An 18,053-nucleotide genomic window follows, 5' to 3' on the forward strand; every position below is an offset into this window, starting at 1 on the left:
TGTGTGACCCGCCGGTGGACGGTAACGTCGTTAGTTAGGCATGTATCGAACCGTGCAATGTGAAAGGGCGGGAAGATGGCCAGGGAGGTTTTTCATCCGGCTGTGGCCGACATCAGCCTGGACGCGGTGCTGGGTGCCCTGTCCGACCCGATCCGCCGCGATGTGCTGCGCCGCATCGCCGAGGAAGGGCCGCTCTACTGTGGCGATCTCACCTACGACGTGGTCAAGTCCACGTTGTCGCACCATCTCAGGATGCTGCGGCTATCCGGGCTCATGCACACCGAGGTCCTGGGCAAGCGACGTCGCGTCACCCGCCGCGACCACGCCATCGAGCAGCGCTTCCCCGGCCTGCTGAAGGCGGTCGGGCTGCCGCCGGGAAAGGGTCGCTGGGAGGAGTAGGAGATTGCGCGGCTGGTCGCTTCCCCGGCAGGCTCAATCGGCTGCTGAAAGTGGTTTCAAGGTGGGCTGCTCCTCCGGGCGCGGTCCGGATCAATAAGCTCGCAGGGACTCTTTCCGATCGTTCTTCCCTCGAGGAACTATAGGTAAACCTTTCTGTCGCGACATGCGGCGAAGTCCGTTGCGCCCAGTCGTATGTTCCAGATCTTCGTGCTGCCTGTGGGGCGAATCTCATGGCTGGAGTGTGGTGATTTCGGATCGAACCACGATGCGGTCTCGATTTTTGCCGAATCAAGTGTCAAAGCTTCGTCGAGTGAGGGTTCGAGGTCGGTGTCCTGCGAGCACAGGATTACCAGATCGACGTCAGGATCCCGAGCTTCCCGTATGACGGCGAGGGCTACGAGGACATCTATGCCCTTCTCCCGGGGTTTTCCGATGGTCAACCAGCGTCCCTGCTGGTCGGTTGCTTTCCGTCCGTGTCCATCGCGGTGGTACTGATATCGCAGCGGTCGGTGGGTCACCTTTACCCTTGGATCGAGCTCCCAATCGGCCTTCTGGGCTAAGTTGCGCCCGTAGGATCGAGGGTCGATGTCCGCGGATGGAAGCCCGCGGTACACCAGCACCTTGGTTACGACAGCGTGCGGAAAACCGGGTCGTTGGCGTTGGTTCCGGCAACCGACAATCCGGTTGGCGTAGTACAGCGGATGCACGAGATGCTCGTGCGGCGGCTGGTGCGGCTCGAACAGTCCTGCTCCGGTGAGGTGCACGTTCTGGTAGTCGATTACAAGTGCAGCCCGAAGATCAGACACCGTTGCCTCCTGTAGAAAAAAACCCCACCAGTCCCGGAGGACGGTGGGGAGCTATGACCTCAGTCTTCCACGTCTGTGGCTCGCGCGCAATGGTTTCGTGCAGATTTCTTTCCCAAAGCGATGTTGTCATGGGTGGGTTCGGGGCGCCCGCCACGGTCGAGCGGTCAGATCAGCAAGAATTTCGTATACACTATTGATGTGAGTGAACATCTGTTGCGGGGTGAATCCGTCACGGACGAGCAGATCCAGGCTTGGGCCGACGAGGCGGAGGCCGGGTACGATCTCGCGAGTCTTCCCAAGGCACGCCGAGGTCGTCCGCCTGTGGGCGATGGCCCCGGGGTGGTCGTCCCCGTGCGGCTCGATGCAGCCACCCTTGCAGCTTTGACTGCCCGGGCCGAGGCAGAGGGCATCCAGAACCGGTCGGAAGCGATCAGGGCTGCTGTCAAGGCCTGGGTGGACGTTGCGTGACCTACATCAGGCTGCGCGGAAGCACTACCGTCGTGACCGCCTCAATGACGACGCAGTGCGCCATGCAGCCACCCATGTCCTGCACTCCCGTCCACTTGATGACAAGGATGACCCTCGGCGCTGGCTGTTGATTGGTATGGATCCGGCCGGGCGTCTTCTCGAACTCGTCATGCTGGTCTACGACGACGGTTACGAGTTGATCATCCATGCCATGAAAGCCCGTCCCCAATACCTCGACGAACTTTGACAGAATTCTTCGGTGCTCTCCGGCTTCCACTCATCTGCTCGTGGAGCCTGCAGCTATTTTCTTATCTCGTACTGACCCGTGTGACCGCATCCGGGGTGATGGAGTAGTCGGCCACGGTTCTCGCGGCCATCCGTCGCACCGCCGCAGGGCGCGCCAGGACCGGGGCCAGCGCGACGACGAACGGGACGAGGCTGGGCGGGTCCTCGAGAACCGGGGTCAGGACCTCCCGCGCCGGTGCCCGAGGGGAGCGTCCGAGCAGGGCGCGGGCAACGGTTTTCGCCACTCCCCGGCGGGTTCCGGCGGTCTCGGCCGCTCCGAGGCCGATGGCCAGCGTCGAACGGGTCCGCACACCTTCCCGCGCCACCACGGGCTCCCCGGATGGAGGGGCGTCGTCGGCCAGGCCGATCATGAGGGCGGGGAGATCGACGCCGGCCGCTGCTGCGTTCGCGGGCTCGGAGATGCGGGGATTGCACTCGATGAAACACGGTCTGCCGTCCTCGTGGAAGTAGTCGAGGCCGAGGCCACCGTGCCACGACAGGAAAGCGCCCAGGCGTTCGAGGGCAGTCACCGCCTCGGGATGATGGACGCTCACCCTCGCGGCCGCGCTTCCCCCGACGCCGGTTGCCAGCAGCTCACTTGCCGCTGCCGCCATCAGCCGGCCGCGACGGAACAGACCCTGCACCTGGGCGTACCGGCCGGGCGCCGGGGCCTGCGCCATGACCCGGCCCCGCGGGGTGAGCGAAGCGAGGGCCGCGGCCGCCTCGTCCCGGGAAGGGACGCAGACGACCCCGCGACCAGCGGTCGAGAACTCGGCCTTGAGCCAGACGGGCAAACCCAGCCCGGAGAGGTCGCCCTCGTTCTCGACCAGCCGCCACGCGGGCTGCGGCAGCCGGAGGTCGTCGAGGAGGTGTGCGAACTCGATCTTCGACTCCACCCGGTCGAATGCGGCAATGTCGGCGACCTCCACCCGGTGTCGCATCAGGTGCCGGCCGGCGGAGAAGAGCCAGGCCTGCTCGTGGGTCGGGAGGAGGGCGTCGTATTCCCCGGAGGTCATCAGCCGGTCCGTCGCCGCCAGATAACCCAGTGGGTCCCGTGACGGGGCCGGGACGCGACGAATGGCGCGGCAGTATCTGCTGAACCGTGCGATGGGGGCCCGGACGCTGGACATCGCATCGACGACCACACCATCGCGCCCGAGCACCGTCATGAACTCCCGGGCCGTGAAACTGGACGCCTCGGAGAGCAGTACCCGACGTCCTGCGGCCGTCCTCATTCCGACCGGGCACCCGTGGTGCCCGTGCCCCCCGTGATGTGGTGCTGGCTGCCGGGGCCGTTCATGGCGACAGGTTACCGCCGTCCTGGGCGCTGTCACCGTTGGATAGCGGACTTGAGGGATAGTGGGGAGATGGGCCATCCGTCGGGCACAATCCCGGAGTGCCTGCTGAACGTCGCCCACTGACCCGGTTGCGGCTGCTGCCCGTCCGACTGGTCCAGTTCGCGCTCATCGAACTGGCCTGCTGCGCCTTCCCGGTCGCGATCTTCCTCGGTTTGGCCGTCACCTCCGTGATCTGGGGTCGCGTCGCGATGCCCGTCGCCCGGTACGACGCGCTGCTGATCTACGTGATCGTCGTGCAAGTGGCGTTCGTGGTCCTGAGGCTGGAGACCTGGCGTGAGCTGTGCGTCATCTGCGCCTTTCACCTGATCGGCCTGGCCCTCGAGGTGTTCAAGGTGCACGCCGGGTCGTGGAGCTACCCCGGCGCCGGGGCGGTGCGAATCGCGGGGGTGCCGGTGTTCTCCGGGTTCATGTACGCCTCGGTGGGCTCCTACATCTGCCAGGCGTTTCGTCGTTTCGACCTGCGCGTCGGCGGGTTCCGCTGGTTGCCGGTGAGCCTGCTGGCGGTGGCCGCCTACCTCAACTTCTTCACCCACCATTTCATCGCCGACCTGCGCTGGCTGATCGCCGTGGCCTTCCTCGTGGCGTTGTGGGGCTCCACCGTCCACTTCACCGTCGGCGGCGACCGCTACTGGATGCCGACCGCGCAGGCCTTCGTCCTGATCGGCGGTTTCCTGTGGCTGGCGGAGAACGCCGCCACCCTCCTGGGGGCCTGGAGCTACCCCGACCAGCTCGGCGGATGGCAACTCGTGCACGTCGGCAAGTTCGGAAGCTGGGCGCTGCTGATCACCCTCAGTTTCGTGCTCGTCGCTGCGGTCAAGGCCAAGGAGGGGGTGCTCTATGGCGGCGGAGCTCCGCGAGTCACCCGCGACCGACTGAGCCCGAACGAAACCACCCGGTAATGCAGCACTCAAGGCCGTAAAACCCCGATTTGGCGGTCAAAATGGAGTTGAGTGCTGCAAAACCGTGAAAATCTACTCGGCGTAGATCTCCTTCGCGTAGCGGAATGCCGCCCAGGCCTTGGGCCATCCGGCGTAGAACGCCGCGTGGGTCAGGGTCTCCACCATTTCGTCGCGGGTGATGCCGTTGCTCTTCGCGATCTCGATGTGCGCCCTGAGGGAGGTGTCGAGCACCCCTGACGCCATCAGCGCGGTCACCGTGACCACGCTGCGGTCCCGGGGCGAGAGCTGCTCCTCACGGCCCACACCTGGCCGAACAGCACGTTGTCGTTCAGCTCCGCGAACTTCGGGGCGAAATCGCCAAGGATATCCCGGCCCGCCGTCACGTTCTCCATGAGCCGGTTCCTCTCAGAGGTTGTCGTAGTATTCGTCGGAAACGGGTTCGCACCATTCGTTGCTGGTGTCCTCGCCCGGCACCTCAATGGCGATGTGGCTGAACCACGAGTCCTTCTTGGCGCCGTGCCAGTGCTTGCGATTCGCCGGGATGGTCACGACCGAGCCCGGTTCCAGACTGACCGGGTCCTCGCCCTCGGCCTGGAACCAGCCGCTCCCCGCTGTGCACAGCAGGATCTGTCCACCGCCCTTCGAGGCGTGATGGATGTGCCAGTTGTTGCGGCAGCCCGGCTCGAAGGTGACGTTGGCCACCATGACGCCCTCGGTGCTGAGCATGTTCAGGTAGCTCTGGCCCGTGAAGTACTTCCCGAAGGCCGTGTTCTCCTCCCCGCGAGGGAAGATGCTGTCAAATGCTGCGTCGCTCATCTGATCCTCCCGATGTGGATGATTTACACGCTACCCCTGCATTCCAAAAGGGAAGCTGTGCCCATCACGAGGTGGAGGGTTCCGGGGCGGGATCCTGCGCGGTCCGGGGCTTCTGACGACGAGAGATGATCCGGTCGATGATGGCGGCGATGGCCCCGTCGCCGGTGACGTTGGTGGCGGTGCCGAAGGAGTCGATGGCGATGTAGGTGGCGATCATCAGGCCGACCTGCGCCTCGTTGAACCCGAGCATCGACTGCAACAGGCCCGCGGCGGTGACGATAGCGCCGCCGGGAACTCCCGGGGCCGCCACCATCATGACGCCGAGCATGCAGATGAACCCGATCATCAGCACCGGGTCGATGGGGATGCCCGAGAGCATCATCACGGCCAGGGAGAAGCAGGTGATCTTGATGGTCGAACCGGCCAGGTGGATGGTGGCGCACAGCGGGATCGCGAACGACGCCACCGGCTCCGAGGTCCCCGACTTGATCGACTGCCGCAGCGTGACGGGAATCGTCGCCGCTGACGACGACGTGCCCAGTGCGGTGAGGTAGGCGGGCAGCATGGTGCCCAGCATCCGGAACGGGTTGCGTCCGGTGGCGGCCCCGGCGACGAGGTACTGGAGCAGCAGCATGATCCAGGTGAGGATGAACACGAACACCACCACCCCCAGGAAGGTGGCGATGACGAGCAGCACCTGGCCGCCCTGGGTCATGTTGAGGAAGATGCCGAAGATGTAGATCGGCAGCAGCGGGATGATGATCTTGGAGATCACGAGGTTGACGATGTCTCGGAACTCCTCGAATCCGGTGCGCAGCGCCCTGCCTTTGATGGTGGTGAGTGCCACGCCGATGACGAAGGCCAGGATGAGGGCGGTCATGACCCCGAACAACGGCGGTATCTGGATGGAGAAGTAGGGCTTGAGCAGGGCGTCATCCGGGTTGCCGAGGGCGCCGGTCTCGGCGGGCAGCACCCGGGGCAGCACCATCAGGGACGCGCCGAGCCCCATCAGCCCGGCGATGAGAGTGGAGGCGTAGGCGAGGCCTGCGGTCAGCGCCAACCACTTTCCGGCGCCGCGCCCCAGCTCCCCGATGGCCGGGGTGATCAACCCGACGATGATCAGCGGGATGGAGAAGCTCAGGAACTGGCCGAAGATGTCGTTGAAGGTGACGAAGATCCGGGTGGCCCAGGTGGGCAGGACCGATCCCAGCAGGATCCCCAGCGCAATGGCAACCACGATCCGGGGCAGGACCCCGAACTTGAACCCGGTGTTCTTCTCTGTGCTCATCCCTGAACCGTAGTGGAAGCCGGTCCGGGTGGGAAGCTGTCCCTGGTCGGCATCGGACCGGCCCCCGGGAATGCCCACTTCTATTGTCGGACGTGCAGCGGTTGTGGGGCTTCCGCGGTGTTTGTTTTCGAGGACGAGAACCTCCTCGTGGAGGAGGTCGTCCAGGGCCGGGAGCGTGCGGGCCTCCGAAGGCTTCCGTGCTTCGAGGAGCACAGCGGAAGCCTCCCCGTGGTGCTTGCTGACGGTTGGGAATAATCCTCGTTTGACAAGGCCTTTCGTGTCATGGCTTCCGGTCGAGTTCCGGAACTGCCGGGTCAGGAACTCCGTTTTTGCCAGGCTCCCAGTTCCGTTTCTGCCAGGACCTGAGCTCCGGTTCCGCCGTCGCCTCGGGGCGGGGCCTGTAATATTTGATTCTCCGTTCAGTAACTTGAAAGGTGGGTGCGATGGGGCGTGGTGACGGGCTGCCGTGGGTGTGGGGTGTGCCCGTGGAACCGGCGGGGTTGCCAACCCCGGAGGTCGCGCCCGGCTCGCGACTCGCGGTTCGCGCCGTCGCCGTGGAAGCACCGAGGGAGGTCTGTTTCCTGTGGCTGTGCCAGATACGTCGCGCTCCGTACTCTTACGACTGGCTGGACAATTTCGGGCGACGCAGTCCGCGGCGGGCCGATCCGTCGCTGACCGATCTTGCGGTGGGGCAGTCGTTCATGACGATCTTCGAGCTGACGGACTTCACCGATGGCGAGTCGCTGACGCTGCGGATGAAGGCCGGTCGTCCGACCCGGATCTTCGGTGCGATCACCCTCCACTACCGCGTCGAAACGATCACCGGGTTTCGCAGCCAGCTGGTCGCGGCGTTGTGGATGCCCCCCATCGGCCGGGTACTGGGACAGCCCCTGAGGTATCTGCTGGCCTGGGGTGACCTGCTGATGATGCGCAAACAGTTGCTCACCCTCGCCGCGCTGGCGGAACGCGACGCGGGTGGGCGTCAGGGAGTCGAAGGGGGTCGCTGAGGGGTGGGTCGTGAAGCGTGACGACGGAGATCCCCCACGCCTTGGCCATACGGCCGACAAGGCACAGATCGGCGAGTGACCAACCCTTCATGTTTGTTCGATCCGGGCAAAAGCATTCGAGGAGAACCTCAAGCGGCTGGCTGCGACCGATGCGGCGGGGGTGGATTGAGCAGGCCGTTTCGGATGGTACTGCTGGGAAAGAACTGCAAGAAGCGCTCAGTGGTTCAAATCCTGAACGGGTCGGAGCGCTGTCGAAGATCGCGATCGACAATGGCGTGGAGAATGAATCGGCCAGCGAAAAAGAGGATGCAACCCTCGATCGTCTTTCCTCGTATTCAGTCAAGCAGGCGATTTTTGTAATCACCATCACCAAGCTCTCGCAGAGTTTTATCTATCAAGTGCAGGGTGGCCGGCTGTAGCCACCAAGTCCTGCGCCGCACCTAGGGCCAAGTTCAATGTCGCGGTTGACCTGAGTAATGACACCAGTCGCTGGACGTAGAACTTTCACGGAGTCTGCGAGACGACGTGGCATGGTAACATCTTGTTCAGGGGATTCGGTGTTCGGTTCAACAAGATCCAGCATCTGAAACTCGGTGCCAGCGCTTGGCTTGTCAGTGCATGATTCATGGACAAACATAAGACAGACCGTCACAAGGAGGGGTAATGGCACAGCAACACAAGATCGCGGAGCGGAATGTCCGAGGGCCATCCTCTCTCACCTGGGTGTGGATACTTCTCGCCCTGAGCGTTGTCGCCCTGATCCCAGCGCTGCCCGTTTCCCTGGGGCTCTCTCTGGTGGCATTGGTGCTGGTTTTGCAGACGCGACGCGACGTGCCGCACCGGCGTCGAGGGCTGTTGGTGGTTCTGATCTGGCTTGGAATTCAAGTTGTTGTCACAGCCGCGGGAATTGCTTCGTGGCTGTCATTCCAAGCTTGATGTCTGAGGCTGGGATCGGTCACCAAAGGCCGATCCCAGCCATCGCCTTGGTATCCTCTGCTGGCCAGCCAATGCGCTTCTTCGCTGCAGACTATTTTTCGTGGACCATAGGGGACTCGAACCCCTGCGTCCTCCCGCTGTGACCAAGGGTTAAGGGCAGCTTTCCGGTTTTCGTGTCGGCTACTTGCCATAACGAGTGGAAAGCGGCGGGTGTGGATCGGCCTGTGCAAAAAGGGCTGCGTGGCATATAAACGACAAACCCTTCAAAACATCAACTTTCAAAACGCCACTCTTTGGGCAGGTGACCTCCGCGCGGGATGGTGGATGCGAGCTGCTCTGGGGCGTCACTTTCCGCCGTCCGGGAAGCTCTGAGATGTCTCGGCGTCCCTTTAAGTGTGGTAGAGTGTGCGGGTCAACGGCGACGAGGGCGGAAGATGTGGACTGGTGGGTGGAATCGATTTCAACAATGATGCGAATCTGAGGAATTCCAGTTTCTTTGACAAGAGCCAAAATGCCATGGTTCCCTTCGAGAAGATGGATGGGCGGCAATACGTCGACTACAAGAAGTGGGTGAAGGATGGCACGGACTACGATGCGGTGGATGGGTCGGTTGATCCTTAATGCTATGAATGGGTGGTTTTCCGTGGATCTTGTTTTGGGTGGGATGTGGGAAAGGAGGCCGGGGTGAGATTCCTGAAAGAGGCGAGAAGGGTTCTTGGGGCTGTTGGTGTTCTGGTTGTTCTTCTGGGTGTGGGGGCGTGTGTTTTGTCGGCTCCTTCGCCCAATCCTACTGATTCGGTTACGACGTCGCCCAGTAGGCCAGCTGTGATCATTGAACCACCCAAGGGGTGGCATCTTGTTTATCCGCATTCTGGATATGAGGCTCGTGTCCTCCGTAAAAGTTACAAGAAGGGTGACAAAGAGGGAATCTCGGTTCATTTGTTGAGTGTCGAGTATTTTCAAAAGTACTCGGGTTTGGTGGGTTTTGATGAGACAGGAAAGATTGATCCTGAGGTTTATCGAGATGCTTGGATGAGTCGTGAGGCGGTTCCCATGCGGGGGTACAGTGAGGTTGTATCCCTTGGAAACTTCAGTCTTGACGGGGTGCTTGCTGCCGGTGCTTCCTATAAACGCGAAGGGGATTCTGGAGAAGTGTACTCCTGTCAGCGATGGGTTGCTTGGCGTGCTGAAGGGCTGTGGGACTTTTTCATTTGTTCCGAACCGGGGGGTTCGGACATAGATCCGGATTTGCTTGCCGCTTTTCATGCTGCCAAGTGGACCGATGTTCGTCCGACATTCTATGAGTCACCTAGCTGGTGAGGCTTGTTGGTAGTTCATTAATTTTGCCATGACCAAAGCGCCTCGCTGGTTGGCGTTTGGATCGCGGATGAACACAGCCGACCGCGGTGAGCAAATTGTCATTCGCTGCAGATCGTTTGTGGAGCATAGGGGACTCGAACCCCTAACTTCCACCTTGCAAAGGTGGCACTCTACCAATTGAGTTAATGCCCCGAGACCGGGCAAGCATACCCGAAGACGGGGCCTCGGGGGAAGTTAGGGTGTTGAGGGTGGTTTCGACACGGGCTGCTCTTTCGTCGCGGCCCGGCTCAACCAGCTTGAAGGTGGGACTGGGTCTCGGGGCTTGGATCAACCGGTTTGGGGTGGGTTGGTTTCCGGGACCGTCGACTGCACCCAGTGCGGGCCCTGGGTCCAGCCAGTGAACGGGGTCACGGGTTCGCCCTGGAGGCAGCGGGTGAGGTCCTCGAGGATCCGGGTCGCGGGCCAGGTGGTTGCCCCGGGGAGGTCACGGAGGGCCTCGGCGGCGGTGTCGTCGCCACAGATGGACAGGAAGAACACCGCCTGCCGCCAGGCGTAGGCGGCGTTCTTGATGGCCGGCAGCGGCCAAGGGCTGTTCCTCGCGCGTTCCAGCAGCTGGAACGACCTCCCCGCGGCGTGGTGCGCCAGCTCGGCCCAGCTCCGGTCGGGCTGCACGCCGAGCTTCACCAGGACCGCCAGGTTGTGGGTGGTGAGGATCTGCTGGCGTTCGATGATCTGGCCGTTCGCTGCGACGCTTCTACCCGCCGGTACATCCCCGGCGACCATGCGGTCGAACTCCTCGACATTCCCGTGCCCGTCCGGTTCCGGCAGCCCCAGCACGGCGGCGTAGTCGATGCCGTAGTAGCGCTCGTACAGCGACCCGCGCAGCAGTTCCGCCGCCACCTTCGCGGCCTGCTGGAACTTGGGCGAGAACCGTCCCATGAAGATGTCGGCGGCCAGCTCCTCGGTCAACGGCAGCTGCACCTGCGCCATGTCGAGGAGGGTGCCGTACTCCCGGATGAACCCGTTCGGCAGGATCGTTCCCGGGAACGCGTCCAACACCACAGATCCGAGCCGCCGCGCCAGCACCAGAGGGTCGTCGAGGGGGCCGCCGGCCGTGAGTCCCTGGAGGGCCGCCACCCACGGCAGCTCCTTGAACCGCACCTGCCGTTCCAGGTTGAGCAGCAGCAGACTCCGGCGCTGCCGGAAAGCCCGATAGGTGGCGGCGAGCAGCGCGCCGACCAGCGGGTCATCCGCCGAGGAGGCCACCTGTCCGGAGGTGAGCTGCGGAACCAGCGACGCCAGCACCTCCGCCGACGGCACCACACCGAGTTCGATCAGCTCCTCCAGATCCGAGACGAAACCCAGCCGCAGGGTGCGCAGCACCGACGCCGGCAGCGGGGTGCCGGCGGGCACCAGGTCGGTGGCCTCGTCGTCGGAGATCGGTGCGGAGGCGGCGGGAAAATCGGTCAGGCCGACGTCCCCGCGCAGCTGCGCCACCCGCTCCGCGACAACCACCGCCACCTCGGCATGCAGGGGACGGGAGGCCGCCACCGCCTGCCGGGCGCGCAGGTCGTCGGATCGCTTGCTACCGGGCAGGCCCCGCTTCGCCTCGATCCGCGACAGGACGTGCCTCACCCGCCCGGGCGGCCACGCTCCTTGCCCGTCGATCGCCTGCCGCAGCGCGTCGATCAGGATCGGCAGGTTCTCACCCGGTCGGCGGTACTTGCGGCAGTGGATGTGCTGCTGCGCCGCCCTTTCGTAGTCGGCGACCAGCGCACGGGCCTCGTCGATGTGGCCCTCGTCGAAGGCGGGTGCCTCGACGATGCCCGCCCAGAACGCCACCACCTTGTCGGTCAGCGGCAGCCAGACGGTCAGGGCCTCGCGTTCCGCCGCGACCCGCGGATTGACGCGGGCCTTTTCCAGGGCACCCGCGACCTGCCGGGCCGTCCACCGCGACACCTGGCCCGGTCGCAGGGGGGATGGCGCACCCGGGTACGGCGAGAACCGCAGCGACCCGGCCAGCGGCGAAACCTCGTCGAGCAGCGCGCGAACGGAGTCGCTGGCGCCGTGCCTCAGCAGGGCAGCGACGCTCAGGAGGACGGCGTGCTCCGGGAAACCGACGTTGTAGGCGCCGGTTTCCAGCAGGACCTCCAGCTCGGCCAGGCCTTCTGGGGTCAGCCACGACTCGAAGATCGCCTGGCGGGTGGCCTCGATGCCGAGCCGTTGGGCGCGGAGCCTCTCGTCTATGGCCGGCGGGATGGCAGCGGCTGCTTTGCCGGTGGCGAACCCGCCCCGCACCACCCTGAGGGTCACCCAGGCGGGAAGCCCGGCGAGCGGCCTGCGACTGCCGATCCTCAGGGCGCCATCCGTCATGCCGTCGATCACCTGCCGCCAGCGTTCCACCCGCTCCAGGGCGGCTTCCCGGACGGCCGGGTCGGGATGGTCGGCGGCGGTGCGCATCGCCCGCAGGAGCTGGTGGTGGACGTACTGACTCACGATGTCCCTCCGGGCGGCGACACGAACCTGGCCGGCGTGGCAGGTGCTGCCCCTGCGCCTTCCGGGTCCATAGCCCGGTGCTCTACTGCTGAGCTACACGCCGTGGCAACGAGTGTAGAAGACCCGATCGACCGGAGTCGAGGAGTGGTCACGGCTGTTTCGAACCCAGTGTTTGGGTGCGGTTGAACGCCATGCAGGAATCGACCCAGAAACGCAGGCGGTCGTCGTCGGTGATCACCTCCGCCGACACCTGGATCCAGCCGGGCCCCATCTCACGTCCCGGGCCCATTTCGGCGGGGGAGGCGCCGGGTTCCCCGGAAAGGGTCGCGTCGTCGTCGGGATCGACGTGCGCCAGCAGGTGCCCGCCCTTGAGAGCGCAGCACACCATCTTGTCGCGCACCATGAAGGCACGCGACCCGAACATCGGGATCACGCGGGTGGTGGGTTCGTCGGCCAGGATCCCATGGAGCCGGGCGACGAGCTCGGTCTGCGCTGCCCTGGGGTCGGTCATGGTGCTCCTCGTACGGGTCGGGGCCCTGTTCAAGACCAAATACTGCCAGTGACCTTACTGATGCGGGAGACTTCTTCCATGGGATGGTTTGTGCTCGCCGTGGCGGTGGTCGTGTTCCTGGGGTCGGCGAGACTGCTTCTCAAGCGGATCCTCGCCTCGCACGACGAGATCTACGACGGCCTGACGCCCGGTGTCCTGCCGCCGCGGAAGGAACGGAAGGCAACCCCCACCAAACGGCTCCGATCCACCGAGTACAAGGGCCCCTTCCCCGTCGCCTTCACCCCGCCGCGCGACGTCACTCCGGGGCTGATCGGGATGGTCATCGACGGGATGGTGGACTCCCGCGACCTCACCGCGACCATCGTCGACCTCGCCTCCCGCGGATTCCTGCGCATCAAGGTGGTCGACGACGGCAAGGGCAGGCGACGCGGGAAGGACTGGTTGCTGCACCCCTGCAAAAAATCCCGCTCCAGCCTGATGCGCTACGAGAGGACGTTCCTGGAGAGGGCCTTCCCGCGGGGGCAGGCGATTCGGATGTCGGAGCTGGTGCGCAGACACAAGAAGGTGTTCCGGCAGCTCACCGCCGACATCTACGAGGAGACCAGCCGCCGTGGCTGGTACCGGCAGAACCCGAACCCGGGCGGCCGAGGGCACAGGTTCTGGGGCCTGGTGGCCGGGATGGCGGCGGGTGTCGCCGCGCTGGTGATCGCCGGAGGGGACACCATGGGCATACCGGCCGCAGCCCTGTTCGTCGCTTCGGGTGTCGTCGCCGCCTTCGGGTCGAGACGTCGCGTGCCCCGCACCGGCGCGGGCACGGCCACGCGCATCCAGGCCCTCGGTTTCAAGCAGTACCTCGCGACCGCCGAGGCCGGGCAGATCCGCTTCGAGGAGGCGGAGAACACCTTCAGCCGCTACCTGCCCTACGCGATGGTTTTCGGGGTCGCCGACCACTGGGTCAAGATCTTCCGCGAACTCGCCATCGAACGAAACGTCGACTGGGACATCGACTGGATCGACATCGGCGCCGACGTGGCGGGGGAGCTGGTGTTCCAGATGTTCACCCTGGACCTCCTCGACGGCGCTGATGGCCTGTTCGACGGCATCGGCGGTCTGTTCGACGGCTTCGATCTGGGGGATTTCCTGGACGGAATCGATTTCGACTTCGACTTCTGAGGACACTCCGCCCGCGACTCCCCGGTTATGCAGCACTCAACGCGGTTTTCGGCGTCCGAAAGGGGTTTTTCGTGTTGAGATGGAGGCGCTGACCTGCGAGGGCGAATGGACTGACACCGCGTCACCCGGCGGGCCCACAACCTACATCTCGGCCCATCAGCACCAACAGTCCAGACGAGTCACGCCCCAGAACCAAAACCGCCCTGTCAACTCACAGGGGCGTTTTGATTCGCTTCACTTCGACACCAGAGCGGGACGAAACGTAATCAGCTACTATTACCTGTAGACATTTCATGCCGCCCGAGTTGAGGTGAGAACGTGACACCGATCACCCCGTCAACCGCTGACCGCGCTGGACTGTCCCGCACCGGCCTCTACCGGGCGGCCTGGGCTGGCGGCCTGACTCGGGTCGCACGCGGCATCTACCTCCCCGCAGATGCGCCAGCCGTGGACTGGGGCCTGGTCGAAGCCGCGACCCGGCGATCCGATGCGACGATCTGCCTCACTTCTGCGCTCGCCCACCATGACTTGACTGACGCCATTCCCGACACTCTCGATGTCGCGATCCCCCGCGGCGGACGCTCTCCCGCAACCGAGCACGCGATCACCTGGCACCAGTTTGATGCCGCCACCTTCGACCTCGGTCGCGATGAGATCCCCATCGACGGCACGGACCTGTCGATCGGGCTCTACTCCCCCGAACGCTGCATCGCGGACGCGTTCCGCCTGCGCGGCCAGCTCGGCTACGAGACCGCACGAGACGCCCTAAAGGAATGGCTGCGCCGCGGCGGGAAACCCAACACCCTGATGCGGATCGCCCTGCAGCTCCCTCGAGCCAAGACTCCGCTGCTTCACGCCCTGGAGACGCTGTCATGACGCGAGGCGAAGAAGTCTTCACTATCCTCCAGTCCAAGGCTCGATCCACGGCGAGCAGAACCGGAGGGCCGGCACCCACTCAGGAATACCTGGTTCGACACCTACTCGAATCCTTCCTGGACCGCCTCGTCCGCAGCGAGCACGGGGATGACTTCGTGCTCAAGGGCGGAATCCTGCTTGCTGCGTACGGCGTTCGTCGTCCCACCAAGGACATCGACGCGAACGCGATCAACGCCGACGTCACTCCCGAACACCTCACATTCGTCGTGACCCAACTCGCCGAGGTGCCATCCGACGACGGCGTAACCTTCGACATCAACAGCATCAGCATCCAGGAGATTCGAGAACACGCCGACTACCCCGGTTATCGGATACGCATGAAAGCGTCCATCGGACCGTGGAGGGGCACCTCGACATGGGATGTCTCCACAGGAGATCCCATCATTCCAGAACCCTGCATCGTTTCAATCGACCGAGTACTCGGTGAGCCATTACAGCTACTGGGATACGCGGCCGAGACAACCATCGCCGAGAAGGCCATCACCATCCTGGAACGCGGCATCACCAGCACCAGATGGCGCGACTACGTCGACATCGTCCAACTCTGCCGTCAGGGCTTCGACCCTTACAAGCTGCGACGATCCGCCGAAGCAGTCGCCCGCTACCGTGGCGTGACCCTCGAACCTGTCAGCCCTCATTTGAAGGGCCATGGCGCCATCGAACAGGCTAAGTGGGCCGCTTGGCGGCGCAAAGAGCACCTCGAAGAGGTCTGCGAAGCCCAGCTCGACGATCAGATCACCCTCGTCGCCCGCTTCATTGATCCCGTTTTCGTCTCCACACCCAACGATTAACCGAGCAAGGCCAAGGCCACATGTCTTTTCGCGCGGTGTGCTTTGCACCACCACAGTCGGCGTCAAGCTAGCTGAAGCAACCCCATTGATCAGCTTCGGACTCGTGACGCCGTGTGACCTGCTCATCTCGACGAGTGTTGCAGAACCGGGGCTTCCCTGCGGATCAGTCGGCGGCGACCATCTGACGCGCCACCTTCACCGCCTTGCTGCTGCCCTTCCGTGCGGCCAGCGCCGCGACGTTGGGCAGGTCCGGTTTCCCGGGTACTTCCGGCAGGAGATGGAGCACCGATTCCAGGACGGTCGCGACCCCGGTGGGGAGCTTCTCCGCCCCCGCCAGCTCCTCCGCGATCCTCGTCAGCAGTGGCCACGCCAGGGCCAGGCCACCGGCCTCCGAGATGCTCGTGAGCATGGATGCCACCTTCACAGGCGCGATGTCGTCGCGCCACTCCTGACGCCAAGGACTTTCCCAGGCCGCGACGAGCACCTCCGGGTCCAGCCGGGACTCGTCCCACGCCGTCAGCAGCGCCCCCGCGATCTCGTCGCGACCCTGAGGAGAGGCCTCGCTCGTGAAGACGAGGACGAGGAGAGCCATGACCGGGTCCACGTGAAACACGGAGGCGACCGCCTCGGTGATCTCCCAGGCGGAGCTGCTGCCGAAGGGCAGGTTCACCTGGGCGGCAGTGGCCGCCCATATGGGGTGCGCCGGGAGCAGGGTGCTGCCGATTTCGTGTTCCCCGCTGCGATCCGGTGCTCGGCGCGCCCTGTCCCACGGTCCCGCGACCTTGAGGATCTTCGCGACCACGGGTTCGTCGCCTTCCATGCGCACCCTGCGGCAGGCTTGGTTGCTCTGTTCGTTCCCGAAGACGCTGGGGGGAACAAAACTCATCCGGCCCGGTTCGGCGGGGGTGCTCAGCCAGATATCAACGACCTCCTGCACGGTTCGTCCCCCGGCGACGCGGCCCGGCAGGGTGCAGGGCGCGGCCTCGGAGCGGTCGATCCGCCCCAGGGCGACGAACAGGTCGATCGGCAGCACGTCCACGTCCTTCTCGGCGTAGCGGCGCAGCCGGTCCCGGAACTTCTCCCAGGAGACCCGGTTGTTCTCGTGGGTGGGGGTGGAAAGCAGACACGGCACCCGTCCAACAGCATCCAGGACGTCGTTGCAGCGCCGAATCGCGACCCGCGTGAGTGCCGCACCCCGGGGTGACCTGCCGCGTTCCTTCCGGCCGGCCACCCGCTGCAGCCAGCGCTGCATCAGCTGCTTCCACATCTCATATGTGTTCGGGTCGTGGTTCAGCTTGTCGTGCAGCGTCTCGACGACGGCGTCGCGTCCCTCGGCCCACCCCAGCGCGACCAGCGCCGCCAAGCTGCGTTCGTGGTCCTCAACGGACACCCAGCTCCCCGTGGCTTTGCTCTCCAGCCGGTGGATCAGTTCGTCGAACTCCACCTCGTCCAGGAGCCGGTCCAGATCGTCGAGGGGCTCGGGAGGGATGCCGAGCGGGTCGCGCCACAACCCCAACGACTCGGCCGGGCCGGTGGCCGTTCCCCAGCCGTCGAGGAGTTCCCGGGCCAGTCCGGCGGCGGTGGAGTCGGAGCCGGTGGTGGTTGCGGTGAGCATCTCCACCAGGTCCTGCGACGGGTCGTTCACTGAGCGCAGCGCCTTGAGGACGGTGCGTTTGACTCCCTTCTCCTTGCGGGCCAGCACGTCCAGGGCCAGTGTGGTCAGGTGGTCCTCGCCCAGGCCGAGGGGCAGCAGCTGTTCGACCGCGAATTTCACGACGACGGGATCGGCGTTCGGCAGGGCCGCCAGGAAGCGGTCGAGATGTTTCGTGAGCAGAGGGATCAGGCCCAGACCTGCGATCTGGATCAGGGCGAACTGCTGTGAGGGGCGGTTGTCGCCGCGTTCGAACACCTGGAGGAGAGCCAGCAGCAGGGCCTCGTCGTCGGTGGGTTCGGTCACCCGCAGGTCCGCGACGGCCTCCTGGATCCGGGCCTGGACCTGGGGACGTTGATCGGCGACGAGGTACTGGCCGAGGGCGTTCGGGGCGGCGCAGGCGGCGATGAAGTGTTCCTCCCAGCGGCGTCCCGGTCTGGGGACAGTGTTGTCTTCCGTCGCCCATCCCGTCAGGAACCCGGGGTCGTCGGGAATCGGGAGGTCGAGGGCGAGGACGAGTTCGTCGATCAGTTCGGCGTAGGTTTCGGCTCCGTCGCGGCGTTTCAGCAGGCGTGCGATGAGGTCGCCGGCCCATTCCGGACCGTTGCCGGCCAGCCAGGAGAGCAATCGGTCGCGGGTGATGGGCAACCGCATCAGCTTCCAGATGTCCCAGGGGGAGAAAACCGTGGCGCATTGCGCGGGGGTGGCGCCGACCGCCGCCGTCAGCAGAATCAGGTGTCCGCTTCTACGGCCCTCCCCCAAACGTCGGCGCAGGGAGGGAAGGGCCTTGCCGATCGCTTTGCGGATCGCCGAACGATCGGCCTCGGTGAGATCGTCGAGGGCCACGACGAGATCCTTGAACGATTTCGATTCGAGAAGGAAAGCGGCCAGGGTGTCGGCGTTCCAGGTCATG

General features: G+C 64.7%; 21 protein-coding genes and 2 tRNA genes. 12 read left to right on the top strand and 11 right to left on the bottom strand.

The window, feature by feature from the left end:
- The first annotated feature begins 102 nt into the window (after nt 1–102).
- A complete protein-coding gene (locus tag ACO6D6_RS08695) occupies nt 103–399 on the top strand; it encodes an ArsR/SmtB family transcription factor (RefSeq protein ID WP_484784868.1) in 297 nt (98 codons plus the stop codon).
- A 137-nt stretch (nt 400–536) separates the two neighbouring features.
- Here ACO6D6_RS08695 and ACO6D6_RS08700 read toward each other — a convergent pair whose 3' ends face one another.
- A complete protein-coding gene (locus tag ACO6D6_RS08700) occupies nt 537–1,205 on the bottom strand; it encodes a PIN domain-containing protein (protein ID WP_484784869.1) in 669 nt (222 codons plus the stop codon).
- Nucleotides 1,206–1,397: 192 nt separating this feature from the next.
- Here ACO6D6_RS08700 and ACO6D6_RS08705 point away from each other — a divergent pair, with 192 nt between their 5' ends.
- Both ACO6D6_RS08705 and ACO6D6_RS08710 read left to right on the top strand, forming a co-directional pair.
- Complete coding sequence (locus ACO6D6_RS08705) at nt 1,398–1,673, top strand: ribbon-helix-helix protein, CopG family (RefSeq protein ID WP_041696926.1); 276 nt, start codon at nt 1,398–1,400, stop codon at nt 1,671–1,673.
- 55 nt (nt 1,674–1,728) lie between these two features.
- Nucleotides 1,729–1,920: a hypothetical protein gene (locus ACO6D6_RS08710; RefSeq protein ID WP_484784870.1), complete on the top strand. Its 192-nt coding sequence runs from the start codon at nt 1,729–1,731 to the stop codon at nt 1,918–1,920.
- Between the two features lie 61 nt (nt 1,921–1,981).
- Here the strand turns inward: ACO6D6_RS08710 and ACO6D6_RS08715 are convergent, their stop codons facing one another.
- Nucleotides 1,982–3,193, bottom strand: coding sequence for an ATP-grasp domain-containing protein (locus tag ACO6D6_RS08715; protein ID WP_484784871.1), 1,212 nt, complete (start codon nt 3,191–3,193; stop codon nt 1,982–1,984).
- A 161-nt stretch (nt 3,194–3,354) separates the two neighbouring features.
- On the opposite strand from ACO6D6_RS08715, the gene ACO6D6_RS08720 reads away from it, so the two are divergent.
- Nucleotides 3,355–4,215 carry a DUF817 domain-containing protein gene (locus tag ACO6D6_RS08720; RefSeq protein ID WP_484784872.1) on the top strand — a complete coding sequence of 287 codons (861 nt, stop codon included), beginning with the start codon at nt 3,355–3,357 and terminating at the stop codon, nt 4,213–4,215.
- A gap of 72 nt (nt 4,216–4,287) precedes the next feature.
- Here ACO6D6_RS08720 and ACO6D6_RS08725 read toward each other — a convergent pair whose 3' ends face one another.
- The 4 genes from ACO6D6_RS08725 to ACO6D6_RS08740 form a co-directional block, all read right to left on the bottom strand.
- Nucleotides 4,288–4,470, bottom strand: coding sequence for a carboxymuconolactone decarboxylase family protein (locus ACO6D6_RS08725; RefSeq protein ID WP_484784873.1), 183 nt, complete (start codon nt 4,468–4,470; stop codon nt 4,288–4,290).
- Nucleotides 4,467–4,607: a hypothetical protein gene (locus tag ACO6D6_RS08730; RefSeq protein ID WP_484784874.1), complete on the bottom strand. Its 141-nt coding sequence runs from the start codon at nt 4,605–4,607 to the stop codon at nt 4,467–4,469. Before ACO6D6_RS08730 ends, ACO6D6_RS08725 begins: the two co-directional genes overlap by 4 nt.
- Before the next feature lie 13 nt (nt 4,608–4,620).
- Nucleotides 4,621–5,031: a cupin domain-containing protein gene (locus ACO6D6_RS08735; protein ID WP_484784875.1), complete on the bottom strand. Its 411-nt coding sequence runs from the start codon at nt 5,029–5,031 to the stop codon at nt 4,621–4,623.
- Between the two features lie 64 nt (nt 5,032–5,095).
- Nucleotides 5,096–6,319, bottom strand: a complete 1,224-nt coding sequence (locus ACO6D6_RS08740; protein WP_484784876.1) for a dicarboxylate/amino acid:cation symporter — start codon at nt 6,317–6,319, stop codon at nt 5,096–5,098.
- Nucleotides 6,320–6,762: 443 nt separating this feature from the next.
- Here ACO6D6_RS08740 and ACO6D6_RS08745 point away from each other — a divergent pair, with 443 nt between their 5' ends.
- The 5 genes from ACO6D6_RS08745 to ACO6D6_RS08765 all read left to right on the top strand — a co-directional run bounded on the left by ACO6D6_RS08745 (nt 6,763) and on the right by ACO6D6_RS08765 (nt 9,582).
- Nucleotides 6,763–7,326, top strand: a complete 564-nt coding sequence (locus ACO6D6_RS08745; RefSeq protein ID WP_484784877.1) for a hypothetical protein — start codon at nt 6,763–6,765, stop codon at nt 7,324–7,326.
- 89 nt (nt 7,327–7,415) lie between these two features.
- Nucleotides 7,416–7,745: a hypothetical protein gene (locus tag ACO6D6_RS08750; protein ID WP_484784878.1), complete on the top strand. Its 330-nt coding sequence runs from the start codon at nt 7,416–7,418 to the stop codon at nt 7,743–7,745.
- 244 nt (nt 7,746–7,989) lie between these two features.
- Complete coding sequence (locus tag ACO6D6_RS08755; RefSeq protein ID WP_484784879.1) at nt 7,990–8,262, top strand: hypothetical protein; 273 nt, start codon at nt 7,990–7,992, stop codon at nt 8,260–8,262.
- Nucleotides 8,263–8,706: 444 nt separating this feature from the next.
- On the top strand, nt 8,707–8,883 hold the full coding sequence (locus ACO6D6_RS08760; RefSeq protein WP_484784880.1) for a hypothetical protein: 177 nt from the start codon (nt 8,707–8,709) through the stop codon (nt 8,881–8,883).
- A 63-nt stretch (nt 8,884–8,946) separates the two neighbouring features.
- The gene (locus ACO6D6_RS08765; protein ID WP_484784881.1) at nt 8,947–9,582 is read left to right on the top strand and encodes a hypothetical protein; all 636 of its coding nucleotides are present in this window, start codon (nt 8,947–8,949) and stop codon (nt 9,580–9,582) included.
- A 119-nt stretch (nt 9,583–9,701) separates the two neighbouring features.
- Here ACO6D6_RS08765 and ACO6D6_RS08770 read toward each other — a convergent pair.
- The 4 genes from ACO6D6_RS08770 to ACO6D6_RS08785 form a co-directional block, all read right to left on the bottom strand.
- Nucleotides 9,702–9,774 (bottom strand) — tRNA-Ala (locus ACO6D6_RS08770).
- 135 nt (nt 9,775–9,909) lie between these two features.
- On the bottom strand, nt 9,910–12,078 hold the full coding sequence (locus tag ACO6D6_RS08775; RefSeq protein WP_484784882.1) for a hypothetical protein: 2,169 nt from the start codon (nt 12,076–12,078) through the stop codon (nt 9,910–9,912).
- A gap of 28 nt (nt 12,079–12,106) precedes the next feature.
- Nucleotides 12,107–12,181, bottom strand: a tRNA-His gene (locus ACO6D6_RS08780).
- A gap of 45 nt (nt 12,182–12,226) precedes the next feature.
- Entirely contained in the window at nt 12,227–12,589 is a 363-nt protein-coding gene (locus tag ACO6D6_RS08785; RefSeq protein ID WP_484784883.1) for a TfoX/Sxy family protein, read from the bottom strand.
- A gap of 78 nt (nt 12,590–12,667) precedes the next feature.
- Between ACO6D6_RS08785 and ACO6D6_RS08790 the strand changes: the two genes are divergently transcribed.
- The 3 genes from ACO6D6_RS08790 (at nt 12,668) to ACO6D6_RS08800 (ending at nt 15,489) form a co-directional block, all read left to right on the top strand.
- On the top strand, nt 12,668–13,762 hold the full coding sequence (locus tag ACO6D6_RS08790) for a DUF2207 domain-containing protein (RefSeq protein WP_484784884.1): 1,095 nt from the start codon (nt 12,668–12,670) through the stop codon (nt 13,760–13,762).
- 318 nt (nt 13,763–14,080) lie between these two features.
- On the top strand, nt 14,081–14,638 hold the full coding sequence (locus ACO6D6_RS08795; protein WP_484784885.1) for a type IV toxin-antitoxin system AbiEi family antitoxin domain-containing protein: 558 nt from the start codon (nt 14,081–14,083) through the stop codon (nt 14,636–14,638).
- A complete protein-coding gene (locus ACO6D6_RS08800) occupies nt 14,635–15,489 on the top strand; it encodes a nucleotidyl transferase AbiEii/AbiGii toxin family protein (protein ID WP_484784886.1) in 855 nt (284 codons plus the stop codon). The genes ACO6D6_RS08795 and ACO6D6_RS08800 overlap by 4 nt, the downstream gene beginning before the upstream one ends.
- Before the next feature lie 163 nt (nt 15,490–15,652).
- Here ACO6D6_RS08800 and ACO6D6_RS08805 read toward each other — a convergent pair whose 3' ends face one another.
- Nucleotides 15,653–18,052: a DUF7824 domain-containing protein gene (locus ACO6D6_RS08805; protein ID WP_484784887.1), complete on the bottom strand. Its 2,400-nt coding sequence runs from the start codon at nt 18,050–18,052 to the stop codon at nt 15,653–15,655.
- Nucleotide 18,053 lies beyond the last annotated feature (1 nt).

It is taken from the genome of Arachnia sp. (assembly GCF_057238465.1).